The 14,426-nt window shown below is 43.3% G+C and carries 17 protein-coding genes; all 17 read left to right on the top strand.

Translation table 11 applies throughout. The features are described from left to right. Positions 1–82 precede the first annotated feature (82 nt). The 17 genes from ACLV7H_RS08635 (at position 83) to ACLV7H_RS08555 (ending at position 14,426) form a co-directional block, all read left to right on the top strand. Entirely contained in the window at positions 83–1,069 is a 987-nt protein-coding gene (locus ACLV7H_RS08635; RefSeq protein ID WP_007520714.1) for a substrate-binding domain-containing protein, read from the top strand. Beyond that, a complete protein-coding gene (locus tag ACLV7H_RS08630) occupies positions 1,069–2,385 on the top strand; it encodes a sensor histidine kinase (protein WP_007520713.1) in 1,317 nt (438 codons plus the stop codon). Before ACLV7H_RS08635 ends, ACLV7H_RS08630 begins: the two co-directional genes overlap by 1 nt. Then, complete coding sequence (locus ACLV7H_RS08625; protein ID WP_007520712.1) at positions 2,378–3,061, top strand: response regulator transcription factor; 684 nt, start codon at positions 2,378–2,380, stop codon at positions 3,059–3,061. The genes ACLV7H_RS08630 and ACLV7H_RS08625 overlap by 8 nt, the downstream gene beginning before the upstream one ends. Beyond that, positions 3,058–4,341, top strand: coding sequence for an ABC transporter substrate-binding protein (locus ACLV7H_RS08620; RefSeq protein ID WP_411866940.1), 1,284 nt, complete (start codon positions 3,058–3,060; stop codon positions 4,339–4,341). Before ACLV7H_RS08625 ends, ACLV7H_RS08620 begins: the two co-directional genes overlap by 4 nt. 220 nt (positions 4,342–4,561) lie before the next feature. Further along, positions 4,562–4,999, top strand: coding sequence for a PTS sugar transporter subunit IIA (locus tag ACLV7H_RS08615; protein WP_007520708.1), 438 nt, complete (start codon positions 4,562–4,564; stop codon positions 4,997–4,999). 43 nt (positions 5,000–5,042) lie between these two features. Next, positions 5,043–5,537 (top strand): PTS system mannose/fructose/N-acetylgalactosamine-transporter subunit IIB, encoded by a 495-nt coding sequence (locus ACLV7H_RS08610; RefSeq protein ID WP_004193690.1) that lies wholly within the window; start codon positions 5,043–5,045, stop codon positions 5,535–5,537. A 27-nt stretch (positions 5,538–5,564) separates the two neighbouring features. Beyond that, a complete protein-coding gene (locus ACLV7H_RS08605) occupies positions 5,565–6,410 on the top strand; it encodes a PTS mannose/fructose/sorbose/N-acetylgalactosamine transporter subunit IIC (RefSeq protein WP_033605823.1) in 846 nt (281 codons plus the stop codon). Further along, positions 6,394–7,248 carry a PTS system mannose/fructose/sorbose family transporter subunit IID gene (locus tag ACLV7H_RS08600; RefSeq protein WP_025172565.1) on the top strand — a complete coding sequence of 285 codons (855 nt, stop codon included), beginning with the start codon at positions 6,394–6,396 and terminating at the stop codon, positions 7,246–7,248. The genes ACLV7H_RS08605 and ACLV7H_RS08600 overlap by 17 nt, the downstream gene beginning before the upstream one ends. Before the next feature lie 90 nt (positions 7,249–7,338). Further along, positions 7,339–7,629, top strand: coding sequence for a hypothetical protein (locus ACLV7H_RS08595; protein WP_007520704.1), 291 nt, complete (start codon positions 7,339–7,341; stop codon positions 7,627–7,629). 177 nt (positions 7,630–7,806) lie between these two features. Further along, positions 7,807–8,268: a MarR family winged helix-turn-helix transcriptional regulator gene (locus ACLV7H_RS08590; protein WP_045617722.1), complete on the top strand. Its 462-nt coding sequence runs from the start codon at positions 7,807–7,809 to the stop codon at positions 8,266–8,268. After that, positions 8,252–10,021, top strand: coding sequence for an ABC transporter ATP-binding protein (locus tag ACLV7H_RS08585; RefSeq protein ID WP_411866939.1), 1,770 nt, complete (start codon positions 8,252–8,254; stop codon positions 10,019–10,021). Before ACLV7H_RS08590 ends, ACLV7H_RS08585 begins: the two co-directional genes overlap by 17 nt. Further along, the gene (locus tag ACLV7H_RS08580; protein ID WP_411866938.1) at positions 10,011–11,771 is read left to right on the top strand and encodes an ABC transporter ATP-binding protein; all 1,761 of its coding nucleotides are present in this window, start codon (positions 10,011–10,013) and stop codon (positions 11,769–11,771) included. Before ACLV7H_RS08585 ends, ACLV7H_RS08580 begins: the two co-directional genes overlap by 11 nt. A gap of 96 nt (positions 11,772–11,867) precedes the next feature. After that, complete coding sequence (locus tag ACLV7H_RS08575) at positions 11,868–12,371, top strand: phosphatase PAP2 family protein (protein ID WP_411866937.1); 504 nt, start codon at positions 11,868–11,870, stop codon at positions 12,369–12,371. Between the two features lie 113 nt (positions 12,372–12,484). Beyond that, positions 12,485–12,931: a LytTR family DNA-binding domain-containing protein gene (locus ACLV7H_RS08570; RefSeq protein WP_411866936.1), complete on the top strand. Its 447-nt coding sequence runs from the start codon at positions 12,485–12,487 to the stop codon at positions 12,929–12,931. Between the two features lie 5 nt (positions 12,932–12,936). Further along, a complete protein-coding gene (locus tag ACLV7H_RS08565; protein ID WP_045593047.1) occupies positions 12,937–13,611 on the top strand; it encodes a LiaF transmembrane domain-containing protein in 675 nt (224 codons plus the stop codon). Between the two features lie 108 nt (positions 13,612–13,719). Beyond that, positions 13,720–13,908 (top strand): 50S ribosomal protein L28, encoded by a 189-nt coding sequence (rpmB, locus tag ACLV7H_RS08560; RefSeq protein ID WP_001140948.1) that lies wholly within the window; start codon positions 13,720–13,722, stop codon positions 13,906–13,908. A gap of 152 nt (positions 13,909–14,060) precedes the next feature. Beyond that, positions 14,061–14,426 carry an Asp23/Gls24 family envelope stress response protein gene (locus ACLV7H_RS08555; protein WP_000216432.1) on the top strand — a complete coding sequence of 122 codons (366 nt, stop codon included), beginning with the start codon at positions 14,061–14,063 and terminating at the stop codon, positions 14,424–14,426.

Here is a 14,426-nt window from a genome sequence, read left to right as displayed (position 1 = left end):
TGGAAAGATTTTGCTTTTTGGCGGTTTTGTAATATAATAATCCTATATGTTTCATAAAGGCGCTTACGGCATAGGGGGGGAAATGGTAGCAGCTAATGTCAAAAAACGGGTTCAGCATTATCAGAAGAAGGCTCTCTGGCCGCTTTTCATTCTGCTTATTTTTGCTTTGTTTTTTGTTTATTTCAAGGGCGTTATGCCAGGTGAGAAGCAGGTCAAGATTGGGGCAACCTACATGACCATGAATAATGATTTTTATAAGACATTAAATGCGGAGCTGGAGAAGAAAACCAACCAGCAGGGCAGCCGGCTTTACGTGCGGGATCCTGAGTTGGATGAGGGCAAGCAGAGCCAGCAGATTGACTTTTTTGTCCGAGAAAAGGTTGATGTCATTGTTATCAATCCGGTAAAAAGCAATAGTCCAAGCATTATTTCCTCTCTTCAAAAGGCCAAGAAATCTGGGATTAAAATCATCGTAGTGGATGCGCCTATCAGTCAGGATGTAAAAGTGGATACGACTATTGTGTCGGATAACTACCAAGCAGGCGTCCTGATTGCCCAGGACATGATGAAGCGCTTGCCTTCTGCTAATATTCTCCTTCTAGAGCACCGCAATGCCGTCTCTGCCATGGACCGGATTCAGGGATTTATTGATACGATTGAAAAACAGCCTAGCTACAAGATTATTTCCCAGAAAGAAACATTGGGTCAGACAGAGGAAAGCATGCCGCAAGTAAAAAGTGCCTTAGACGAAGGTTTGGACTTTAATGTAGTCATGGCGCTCAATGATCGGGCAGCTATCGGCGCCTTAGCAGCTATTAAAAATCAAGGTCTTGATAAGAAAATCTCCATCTACGGCGTGGATGGATCGCCTGATATCAAAAACTTTTTGGCTACGACTAGTGATATAGAGGGAACCGTGGCTCAATCGCCCATTCAGATGGGACGCAAGGTGGCGCAAGTAATTGAGCTGATGCAGGAGGGGAAATCCTACGACAGCCAATACCTGATTCCTGTTCATCTGGTTAATAGAGATAATATCAGTCAATACACAGTTACAGGGTGGCAATAATGAGACCTCAAAAAAGTATCTTTTACAGCAAAATAGCCCTAATGGTCATCAATCTGCTTGCCATTGTCTATAATGCATCCATCTATCTCTTTGCGACCAACTATGTAGCGGCTAAGGGCTTCAGTCACTCGCTTTTGGAGCGTTTGGATGCCATTCCGGGCTCTCCTAGCCTAATCTTCTGGGTATCTATTAGTCTGTATGCCTGTCTGCTTTTAGTCATGTACTATCGGGAGCGTCACCCCAATCAGCTGTCCGTCTATGACAAGGTGACCATTATTGAAATCCTGCTCATGCTGGTCATCTTTTCCGTCTTGCACTCGTCCTACAATGGCTTGATTCTCTTGGTGTTTGCGGATATTTTCTATGGCTCTAAGGAGTTCAATGCTTCCAAGGACAAAAAGTACTGGTTTTCTTTCATTATTTTGAGCTTTGGCATGCTGCTCTTGTCCAACTATAACCTCATGTCGCTCTTTATCAATCTGCCGTCTTTGGATACCTATATTCGTTTTTATCCTGAGTCTGTACGCTTTCTGCTCTTATTTGGCAAGAACTTTCTCTACTCGCTTAATATTGTCGTTTTTATGATTTCCTTGCTATTCTATATCTTGTCGGCTATTACGGAGCGCCATCGTATTGAGGAAGAGCTTCGCATGGCTTTTCAAGCCAATCGCGAGCTGAACTCTTACCTGGCTTTGTCTGAGAAAATAGCAGAAGATCGAGAGCGGAAGCGGATTGCCAGAGAGATTCACGATACATTAGGCCATGCCCTGACAGGAATTTCAGCGGGTATTGATGCGGTCAAGGTATTGGTTGATATTGATACCAATCGGGCTAAGGAGCAGCTTAATAATGTCTCAGTCGTCGTTCGAGATGGTATCCGTGACGTCCGAGGCTCGCTCAATAAGATGCGCCCGGGAGCTCTGGAAAATAACACTTTGAAGGAAGCTCTGATTAAGATTACCCGTGAGTATGAAGCTATCTCCAACTTGGAGATTCATCTCCTCTACAAATGGGATAATATTGACTTGGATATTGCCAAGGAAGACATTGTCTTCCGAGTGATCCAGGAGTCGATTACCAACTCTGTCCGCCATGGGCATGCCAAGACTATCTGGATTGAGCTACTAGAGGAAGAAGAAGCTTATGTAATGACCATTCAGGATGATGGTGTTGGCTTTGATGAACTCCACTATGGCTATGGCCTCAAGCAGATGCAGGAGCGCCTAATGATTATTGGCGGAAGCGTCCGCTTTGAAAATCAGGACGGTTTCTACACGCATATCGAAATTCCAAAAATAGGAGGAAGACATGATTAAGGTTTTAATAGCAGACGATCAGGCCTTGATTCGCGAGTCTCTGCAAATCATTCTGTCTGCCCACGCAGATATTGAGGTAGTCGGGACGGTCGGAGACGGCAAGGAAGTGATGGAAAAGCTTCATCGGGTGCGCCCAGATGTGATTTTGATGGATATTCGCATGCCAGTCATGGACGGTGTTCTCTGTACCAAGGCTGTCAAGGAGCAGTATCCAGATGTCAAGATTATCATCCTAACGACCTTTGACGATGATGAATTTATCTTCTCAGCTCTCAAATACGGTGCTTCTGGTTATATTCTTAAAGGGGTTTCGACAGAAGAGCTTCATGAAGCTATTCAAACAGTCTATCGAGGCGGAGCTATGATCAATCCCAATATTGCCACCAAGGTCTTCAAAATCTTTTCACAGATGGCCCAGTCCAACTTTGCCATCACAGTGACAGAGGAAAATGTGGAGGACATGAACCGGACGGAGTGGAAGATTATCCAGCAGATTGGCTTTGGGATTTCGAATAAGGAAATTGCAGCCAAACTCTTTCTATCAGAAGGGACAGTCCGTAATTATCTGTCGGGTATCCTAGCCAAGCTCAACCTGCGTGACCGGACCCAACTGGCTATCTGGGCCGTACAGACTGGAGTCACCCAGAGAGATTTTAGTAAGGAAAGCGACAAATGAAGTGGAGATTGAGAAATTTGTCCCTGCTGGTTGTCTTGATTATATCTGTTGCTCTGGCTTTTGTATTTTGGGATTCAGCTCAGGAAAAAGTCCTGCGTATCGGGATCTATGCTGGCTCTAGCTGGGATGTGCCTAACAGCCGCGAAAACAAGGTCTTGGACAGCCTGATTAAAAAATTTGAAAAGACGCATCCTCATGTCAAGGTCGTCTACGAAAGCGGTATTCCCAAGGATGATTATGCTGACTGGCTGGCAGAGGAAGTCTTGAAAGGCAAGCAGCCAGATCTCTTTATGGTACCAGAAAACGACTTTAGTATGTTGGCTTCGACTGGCGCGCTTAAATCCTTGGATACCCTCCTAACGGATGATGAGCGAAAGGCTTTTTATCCAGTGGCTTATGAGGCTGGGCAATATCAGGGAGTCAGCTATGCCCTTCCAGTTGAGAGCAATCCTATTATGATGTGTGTCAATAAAGACCTGCTTGAAAAAGAAGGAATTAGCATTCCTGAGTCGGGCTGGACCCTGGTGGATTTCTATGAGATTTGCAAGAAAGTAACCAAGGATACCAATGGCGATGGTGTGGTGGATCAGTACGGTATAACAGATTACACTTGGCAGCAGGCTCTGGTAGCTTACGGCGGCCATCTTATCGATAAATCCGGTATCAATGTAGACAGCGCAGAGATGCACCAAGCCTTGACCTTTATGAGCAAGCTAGATATGCTCAGCCAACACTATAAGGTGACTTCTAATGACTTTGATGAGGGACGGGTGGCCTTCTATCCTATGAGTCTGGCCCAGTATCGGACCTACAAGCCTTACCCTTACCATGTTGCCAAATATTCCAGCTTTTCTTGGACCTGTATCCCGATGCCGACAGCCAATAGTCAGGTGATGGGAACACAGATCAAGACCTCGCTTTTTGCCATGTCTTCCAATTCCAAGCAAGAGAAGCTGGCTTGGGAATTTATGCTCTTGCTGTCACAGGATAAAGAAAGCCAGCAGGCTTTGTTTGAAAAATCGCAGGGGACCTCAGTCTTACCATCTGTGGTGAAAAGTCAACAGGCCAGAGAAATCTTACAGGCAGATGATTTTGGCCTGGATTCCTTGACTTCTGAGAGGTTAGACCACATGATGAATCGCTCCATCATTGACATCAGTCTTGAAGTAGACCGTCATACCATGGACAGGATGGACTATCTGATTCAAAATGCTATGCAGAATCAAGAGATTGACAGTGCCTTGCCGAGCATTCAAAGAGAAATAGAAAGCGGAAAATAATCTGCTTTCTTTTTTATTTCTAATTAAGTCAGAAAAAAGCACAGCTGCCTAGACCAATATGACAAATGTCATATTTTTCCTAACAAATGTCATCTGGGCAAAATGACATTTGACAATATGAAATCGGTTTCAAAATTTGTAAAATAAAATCATCAATAAATCCTTCATCATTTAAAGCCTTACTTGGCTAAGAGCTAGAAGGAAAAAGGAGGCAGGAAAGATGAAATACCTTGTACTGGTCAGCCATGGGGGACTGGCTGCAGGCGTGCAGAGTTCCTTAAAGATGTTTGCCGGAGACAAGACGGATCAGGTCATTGCGGTTGGTCTTCAGGAAGGCGAGTCAGTTGATGATTTTGCAGTTAATTTTACTCAGGCCTTGGCTGGCTTAAGCGCTGATGACAGTGTCTTAGTTCTGGCTGATATTGTAGGAGGCAGTCCTCTGACGACAGCAGCTAGTGTCTTAGCTGACATGGGTAAGCTCGACTCAGCAGTTATCTTGGGTGGTTTGAACCTGACCATGGGATTGACTGGTTTGGTTATGAAAGACATATTAGACGGAAAAGAGCTAGCTCAGGCTATCCTTTCCGAGGCTACAGCTGCTTTGCAGGAATTTGAAGTCGTAAGTGATGCAGCTGACGAAGATGAAGACGACATTTAGTACTTCCGCCATACATTCTAAAAGATAAAAGGAGATTTTAAAGATGACAGTATCATTTGTACGGATTGACGACCGCATGATCCACGGTCAAACAGTCACTCGCTGGGCCAAGGAATACCCTTGTGATGGCTTGATTGCAGTAAATAATGCTGCAGCAGGAAACAAGGTTTTGATTCAGGCCTACAAGGGAGCTTCTGACAAGAAGACTTTTGTTTGGACCAAGGAAGCTTTCAAGGAAAAATCAGGCAAGGTCACAGAGTCAGACAGCCGCTATTTCCTCATTACGAAAAATCCTGTGGACATGAAAGAAATCCTAGTGGACCAAGGCTTTGTACCTGGTGATGTTAAGGAAATCATCATTGGCCCTGCTAATGACCGTCCTGGAGCTATTAAGCTGGGGAATAACCAGTCCATTACCCAGGAAGAGGCAGAAGCGATTGAGGCGATCGAAAAAGCAGGCTACAAAGTCAAATTCCAGCTTCTACCAGATGTTTCCATCGGTTATTGGAGCGATTTCAAGTCTAAATTTGGTTTTTAATTATAATAATAAAAAGGAGAGTCTATTATGACAATTTCTTGGCTGCAAGCCGCTTTACTGGGTCTTTTCGCTAGTTTAGCTTCTATGCCTGGTATGGGTGGTTCTAGTATTGGTAACTACACTTTGGGACGTCCTCTGGTCGGGGGCTTGATTAGCGGGCTGATTCTCGGAGACTTACAAACAGGGATTATGGTTGGGGTAGCCCTTCAGGTTCTCTACATCGCTCTAGTAACACCAGGTGGTACAGTTTCTGCTGATGTGCGGGCAATTTCTTACATTGGGATTCCTCTCGCAATCTTATTTGTTCATTCTAAAGGAATCACGTCTGAATCTGCTATCGCTGCAGCAGCTGCACCAATCGGAGCAGCAGTTGGTACTATCGGTACAGTTCTCTTCTATGGAACAGCCACTACAAACCTGATATGGCAGCACATTGGTTGGGAAGCCGTTGAAAAAGGCGAATTTAAAAAGCTTTACGCTGTTGACTGGGTTTATCCTTGGATTTCCCACTTTGTCTTCTCTTTCCTTCCAACAATGCTTATCACTAAGTTTGGCCCCGATATGGTTGAGCTGATGAAGACTCACCTGCCAATGGATGGCTTCATCATGAAATCCCTCTTTACAGTCGGAGCTCTTCTCCCATGTGTAGGTATTGCCATTCTCTTGAAACAAATCGTTACCAAGGCTGCTGACTTTATCCCATTCTTTGTGGGCTTCACCTTGGCTAAGTCACTTGGTCTTAATTTGGTTGCCAGTGCAGTTGTTTCATTGATTTTTGCAGTAATTTACTATGAATTGGAAGTAATCAAATCAGCTCGTGTGACCGCGCCGGCTGGTGGGGCTGACTTTGATGACGATGAGGAGGATATCTAAGATGGCTGAAAGAAAGAAAATAACTAAAAAGACTTTAGCGAAATCATTCCACCATTGGTACTATGGTCATTTGACTTGCTTCTCCCAAGAGCACATGCAGACTTTTGGTTACTTGACCTCTATGCTACCAATTGTGGAAGAACTCTACAAAGACAAAGCAGAGCAGAAAGAAGCTATGCAGACCTATACAGCTTTCTTCAACACAGAACCTCAGCTCGGAGCTTTGGTAGTGGGGATTACAGCTGGTTTGGAAGAAGCGCGTGCCAATGGTGATGCAGTTGATGGAGAAACTATTAATGGTATGCGTGCTGGTCTCATGGGGCCTATCGCAGGTATCGGTGACTCTTTGGTTGTCGGAACTTTAATTCCAGTTCTGCTGGGGATTGCCCTTGGCCTCTCGAAAGGTGGAAATCCTATCGGGGCTCTCTTCTATATCCTTGTTTGGAATGTTCTCATCTATGGCGGGATGCGCTTTGCCTACTTCAAAGGCTATGAATTAGGGGACAAGGCGGTAGAATTCCTTGTAGGACCTAAAGGACAGGCCCTTCGTAAGGCAATCAGTGTCATTGGTGGTATGGTTATCGGGGCAGTTGCTGCAACTTGGGTATCTGTAACGACTTCATTTGAGCTGAAAAATGCGGATGGCGAAGCCTTCTTGAAGCTACAAGAAAAGATTGACGGTGTTTATCCAGGTCTCTTAACAGCTGGCTTTATCACCCTTTGCTGGTGGCTGATGGCCAAGAAAAAAGTATCACCAAACCTTGTTATGCTCCTCTTGGTTGTCATTGCTTTGATTGGTGTAGCACTGGGCATCTTTGATCCTCAACTGAAATACTAATTCCTACTCAAGTTTCAGACTGGCAGTAAGTCCGATATGCTGCTAGTCTAGTATCAATTTGTTTGACTAAAATAAAGAATGGAGAAAATCATGACAGAACAAGAATTGATTCAAGGTTATGAAACAGAAATTCACTACCAGAAGCATATGATTGAAAATCTAGGACGCTGGTTTAGTCTCTTCTTTGTCATTGCCAGTATCGGTCTTGTTCTGATTTACTTCTTTCATGAGACTAATCTATTAGCACTGATTGCAGGAATTGTCCTAGCCCTTCTGGGTGTCTTAGCCATGCTCTTGTTTGGTTATGGCATCTACAGAGGCAGGCTCAATCTGCAAAAGGTGATCAATGATTTTGAAGCAAAACTAAAACTTGCAAGATAGACATTTAATCTAGAAAACATAATCCTAAGTGAGAAGCTCACTTGGGATTTTTTATCAAAAAATAGTTCTCTAGGAAACTTTTTTCTTGACATATTCTCTGTAAGTGGTAAAATAGTTCTCATGAAAACTAAATTAGTTCTCCAGAGAACTATATAAAATCATGAGAAGGGAGCAATCATGGACAAATCGTTGTTGATTTTTAAACGTTTTGGGTATCAGATCCACCTGATGTTGCAGAAAGAAGCCAAACGTTGCGGTATTGAATTTATGGGGGGACCGCAAGGACAGGTCCTGCAGTTTTTAGATCGTCGTGAGCATGATCAAGAATTAACGCTTATCAAGGATATTGAGACAGAACTCAATATCACCAAGTCAGTTGCTAGCAACTTGGTCAAGCGTATGGTACAAAATGGTCTGGTCGAGTTAGAGGCCAGTCCAAGTGATAAACGAGCAAAACTTGTTCGTTTGACCGACAAATCACGATCTCAGATGCAAGAAGTTAAGGCGCTTTTTGATCGTATTGCCAGTAGCCTACTGGAAGGAATTTCAAAGGAAAAGCTAGCCGTTTTTGAAGAAGTTCTAGGACAACTACAGGCTAATGTAGAAAGAATAGGAGGAGAGAATGAAGAAACTCGCTAAACATATTACAGGAAAAGAGTGGGGGATGATCCTACTCACTGTTCTTTTCACTTGTTTCTCGGTCTATCTCGAGTTAGAAGTGCCGACCTATATTTCAGAAATAACAGAATTGATTGGAACACCGGGTACGGAGTTAGGACAACTATGGTCTCCTGCTGCCAAGATGATGGGCTTATCTCTCCTAGCCTTTCTGTCTTCTGTAACAGTTGGATTTTTTGCTTCTCGTGTTGCAGCGTCTTACACGACTCACTTGCGAAGAGATATTTTTAATCGTGTTCTAGATTTTTCGCAAACGGAAATCAAACGTTTTTCAATCCCCAGTCTTTTGACTCGAGCGACCAATGATATTACGCAGGTTCAGATGCTCTTTACTATGGGCTTACAGGTAGTGACTCGTGGGCCTATCATGGCCATCTGGGCCATTGGAAAAATCCTTGGGAAGTCGGAATACTGGCTCTGGGCAGTAGTGGTGGCCGTCATTGTCAATGTCTTGATGACCACTGTTCTCATTACTCTAGCCTTTCCAAAACAATCTGTCATTCAAAAATTGACAGATAAACTCAATAGCATCACTCGCGAAAGTTTGACAGGGATTCGGGTTGTTCGTGCTTATAATGCCGAGGATTACCAAGATAAGAAATTTGAAGAAGCCAATGATGAGGTGACTCGTCTCAATCTCTTTGTCAATCGATTGATGGCGATTATGAACCCTATTATGATGGCGATTTCCAGCGGTTTGACCTTAGCCATTTACTGGATTGGTGCCTATATCATCAACGATGCAAGTTTGGCAGAACGTCTGCCACTCTTTAGTGATATGGTGGTCTTCATGTCCTATGCTATGCAGGTCGTGATGGGCTTCCTTCTCATGGGAGCACTCTTTATCGTTCTTCCTCGTACCTTGGTTTCTGCAGGACGTATCAATCAAGTATTGGATTTGCATCCTTCTATTGAGAATCCGAGTCAAGCACAGGCTGCAAATTCTTCAGTTCAAGGACAAGTGGAATTCCGTGACGTAACCTTCCGCTACTCTCAAAACTCAGAAGCGGTTGTGGAACATGTTACTTTTAAAGCCGAAGCAGGTCAAACAGTTGCTTTTATTGGATCAACTGGATCTGGGAAATCTACTCTAGTCAACCTACTACCTCGTTTTTACGATGTATCCGCGGGAGAAATTCTAGTAGATGGTGTTAATGTGCAAGATTACGACTTGGTAGACTTGCGCAATAAGGTTGGCTATATTCCGCAGAAAGCAGTCCTCTTCTCAGGAGATGTTAAGGACAATCTAGATTTTGGTAAGAGCAAAGAAACTCCTCTAGGCGAAGCTGCTATGTGGCAAGCTCTGGAATTAGCCCAGTCTAAAAACTTTATCGAGGATAAGGAAGCAGGTCTGGCCTCTGAAGTAGCCCAAGGCGGAACCAACTTCTCAGGAGGTCAAAGACAGCGTTTGGCCATTGCGCGTGCCTTGGCTCGTAAGCCAGAGATTCTTATCTTTGATGACTCTTTCTCAGCCTTGGACTACAAGACAGACCGGATCTTGCGCCAAGAGCTAGCAGAGAAAACAAAATCTATGACCAAGCTCATCGTAGCACAGCGGATTTCTACCATCATGGATGCCGACCTGATCTTAGTATTGGATCAAGGTAAAGTCGTGGGACAAGGCACCCACAAGGAACTTCTTGCAACCAACGAAGTCTACCAAGAAATTGCCTACTCACAACTATCGAAGGAGGAATTGGAACATGGAAAATAAGAAAACGTCCTTTTGGAAACACTCTAGACCTTTTCTAGCAGGTCTCCAACTTCCCCTACTCGTAGCGGTTATCGCAGCTGTATGTTCTAGTATCATCACGGTTTATGGACCGACTAAGATTAAGGAAATTACCAACTTGATTTCAGATGGCTTGATGACAGGAATCGACTTGGAAGCTGTGTCAAGTATTGCTAGCTTTTTGGTCATTCTATATGTGATTGGTATTATCCTTAACTATACACAAGCCTATATCTTTTCAACCAACATTCAGCATTTTTCAAAACGCTTGCGGACAGCAATCGCTGAAAAAATCAATCGCTTGCCACTGGGGTATTTTGACCGTCATTCTCAAGGGGACACCCTTTCGCGCGTGACCAATGACGTGGATACGGCGGCGCAATCTCTCAACCAAAGTCTCGGAACAGTTATCTCAGCCAGCTTCTTGTTGATTGCTGTTTTGGTGACCATGTTTAGCATGAACTGGATTTTAGCTCTGGTAACGGTTGTTTCTACGCTTGTTGGTTTTGCGGCAGTTTCCGTAATTATGGCCAAGTCACAGGGTTATTTTAAAGCCCAACAAAATAATCTAGCAGCCGTCAATGGTTACGTAGAAGAAATGTATTCGGGACACAATGTTGTAACGAGCTACAACGCAGTAGACACCTCCAAAGCGAAATTCGCAGGTTTAAACCAAAACTTGCACGACAGTATCTGGAAATCTCAGTTTATCTCTGGTATCATGATGCCAGCCATGTTCTTTGTTGGAAACTTTAGTTATGTTTTGGTCATCATCGTTGGTGCTGCCTTAGCGCTAGAGGGGCATATCAGTATCGGGATTATCGTAGCCTTTATGGTCTATGTTCGTACCTTCTCACAACCCTTATCACAAATTGCTCAAGGGATTACGAGCTTGCAACAAGCCAGTGCAGCTATGACGCGTGTCTTTGAGTTTCTAGGTGAAGAGGAAATGGAAGATGAATCTCATAAGGAAAGACAATTAACCAACATGAAGGGTGAAGTAGTCTTTGATCAGGTGTCATTTGGCTATACACCAGAGCGCACCATCATCCATGACTTCTCAGCTACAGCTCGTGCAGGTCAAAAGGTCGCTATTGTCGGACCGACTGGTGCTGGTAAGACAACTATTGTCAATCTTTTGATGAAATTTTATGAGATTGATAAGGGAAGTATCCGTATCGATGGCGTGGATACTAAGGACATGAAGCGTTCGGAAGTGCATGATGCCTTTTCAATGGTCTTGCAAGATACTTGGCTCTTTGAAGGAACCATTCGGGAAAATCTCATCTATAATCAAACGGGTATCAGCGATGAGCGAATGATGGAAGCTAGTAAGGCTGTGGGAATCCACCACTTTATCATGACCTTACCAGACGGCTACGATACTATCTTGGACGATACAGTGACCCTGTCTGTCGGACAAAAACAACTCTTAACCATTGCTCGTGCCCTGTTCAAGGACGCACCACTCTTGATTTTAGATGAGGCGACCTCTTCTGTTGACACACGGACAGAGGAGTTGATTCAAAAAGCCATGGACCGCTTGATGGAAGGCAGAACTTCCTTTGTCATTGCCCACCGCTTGTCAACTATCCGTAATGCCAACTTGATTCTTGTCATGAAAGATGGCAATATCATCGAGCAAGGTAACCATGAAGAATTGATGGGCCAAGCCGGCTTCTATGCGGATCTTTACAACAGCCAATTCACAGAAGACCAAGCAGAAGAATAAACCAAAAGAAGGCTTGACGGCCTTCTTTTTCTGCACTATACTAGAAGACAAGCGCCTCACTTCTAGGCAAAAATAAAGTGTTAATGAGAAGAATAAATGAAAAATTATCAAAAATGGTATAGAAACATTAGCTCCAAACTAACTAGCCATCCAACCTTTTTATTTCTGTTACGCAGTTATAATCGCTTAATGACAGTGGCCATGCCCCTTGTCTACCTAACCTTGCTAGTCACCACTTACCTGCAACTAGGACTTGGTCAGCAAGTTGGGGTCTATTTGCTTGTCCCTGCTACAGGTTTTGTCATTTTGTCCCTCTTTCGTAAGAAAATCAATCACCCTCGCCCCTACGAAACTTGGGACATTAGTCCCCTTCTTGACAAGGATAGTTCGGGACAGTCTATGCCCAGTCGCCATGTCTTTTCAGCAACTATCATCTCTATGGCCTGTTTCCATGCTTGGACTTTGATCGGAACAATCTTGCTTATTTGCTCAGGACTCTTAGCATTGGTCCGAGTACTAGGTGGTGTTCATTATCCCAAGGATGTGCTCGTTGGGTATGCCTGTGGTCTGGTGTGGGGATTCCTTTTCTTCCTATTCTGACATGTAAGTCAAGCTAGTCTGACAACCACTTACTGCTTCAAATTGACCACTTGCTTTTTTGCCCTTGTTTTCCTAATTTAGCTTTGATATAGTAGAGTCAGAAAGGAGATGTGATGAAGTTACGAATTGAGATTGACGGCAATTTAGAAGAAACTGAAATTGTCATCAAGACCCCTGCTTTGACAGATGAAATTGCAGATTTGCAACGGCTCTTGCAGGAGTCGACAGCTCCGAGGTTGACTTTTTACAAGGGGACAGGTGAATATTATCTAGACCTGTCAGAAATTCTCTTCTTTGAAACGGAAGGGAGCAAGATCTACGCTCATAACCAGAAGGAAGCTTATGAGGTTCGCCTCAAGCTCTATGAGTTGGAGTCTATCTTGCCTCGCTATTTTAGTCGAGTTTCCAAGTCAACTATTGCAAACATCCGTCAGATTTACTCAGTGGACAAGTCCTTTTCAGGAACTGGCACTATTTCCTTTTATCAGACGCATAAGGAGGTTCATGTCTCACGACATTACCAATCCCTCCTAAAAGAAAATCTAAGAAATATGAGGTAAAAAACATGAAAAAGAAAGCATTTGGTATTGTTTTATTGGTTTTAGCAGCTTGGATCTTGCTGCAAGGGAATTTTGGAATTCCTTCTTTGAATGGCAAGATATGGCCTTTGCTAGGAATTGTTTTTTTGGCTTATAAGTCCATTGAATCCATCCTTAGACGCCATCTCACTTCGGCAGTTTTTACAGGATTACTGGCGCTCATCATTGCAAATTACGCTTATGACTTGTTACCATTTACCAATCATTCTCTTATTTGGGCTAGCATCTTAGCAGTGCTAGGTTTTGGCTATCTCACTCACTCAAGTAAGTTTTGGAATGAAAAAAAATGGTGGTACAATGGAAAAAAAACAGTCGTCACGGATAAGGAAGTCGCTTTTGGTAGCGGGACCTTCTATAAGCAAGATCAAGATCTCGTAGATGACCAAGTGGAAGTCGCTTTTGGGGATGCTAAAATCTACTATGATAATGCAGAGATGCTAGGTGATTTTGCAACTTTAAATATTGAAGTGGCCTTCGGGAATGCAACCGTCTATGTTCCACAACACTGGCGTGTCGATTTGAAAGTAGAAACCTCCTTTGGTGCAGCTAAGGCAGATGCTCCTGTAGCGCCAACAAACAAAACCTTGATTATTCGTGGGGAAGTTGCTTTTGGTAAACTTGGAGTTGTTTACGTTAAATAAAAAAAAAGTCTCCGAATTTCCTTGCCAAAATAGAGAAAGTGTGATAACATAATACGGTATGTGGTGCTAGCACATCCGCTATATTAGATCTAATAGGAGGAAAACACAATGGCTAAAGTATGTTACTTTACAGGTCGTAAGACTGTATCAGGAAACAACCGTTCACACGCGATGAACCAAACAAAACGTGCCGTAAAACCAAACCTTCAAAAAGTTACTGTTCTTATCGATGGTAAACCTAAAAAAGTTTGGGCTTCAGCTCGTGCTTTGAAATCAGGTAAAGTTGAACGCGTTTAATAAAAATGAGAAGACCTAACTGGTCTTTTTCTTTTGCTCTAAGTATAAAACCATTTGAAAAATAGAGTAAATATCCGCCGATACAGCATTCTGCTTTTACACTTGGGCTGAAATATGATAAAATAGAGTATCAACAATTTGAGGTAAAAAAAATGACTGTAAAAATTAATACAAAAGATGGTCAAATCGAACTGACAGATGAAGTGATTGCAACCGTTGTAGGTGGTGCAGCAACTGAGATTTTTGGTGTGGTCGGTATGGCTAGTAAAAATGCCCTCAAAGATAATTTTCAAGCCCTTCTTGGTAAGGAAAATTATGCAAAAGGCGTTGTCGTAAAAGCAGCCGAGGATGGCAGCATTGCAGTTGATGTTTATACCGTGTTGAGCTACGGAACAAAGATTAGTGAAGTCTCAAAAAACATCCAAGAGAGCGTTCGTTTTAGTTTGGAAAACCAACTAGGAATTACTGCTCAGACTGTGAATGTCTACATTCAAAATATCAAAGTTGTAGGAGAATAA

This window comes from Streptococcus oralis, assembly GCF_965111685.1.
GTDB lineage: Bacteria > Bacillota > Bacilli > Lactobacillales > Streptococcaceae > Streptococcus > Streptococcus oralis_B.
This window is presented reverse-complemented; position numbering and strand designations above follow the sequence as displayed.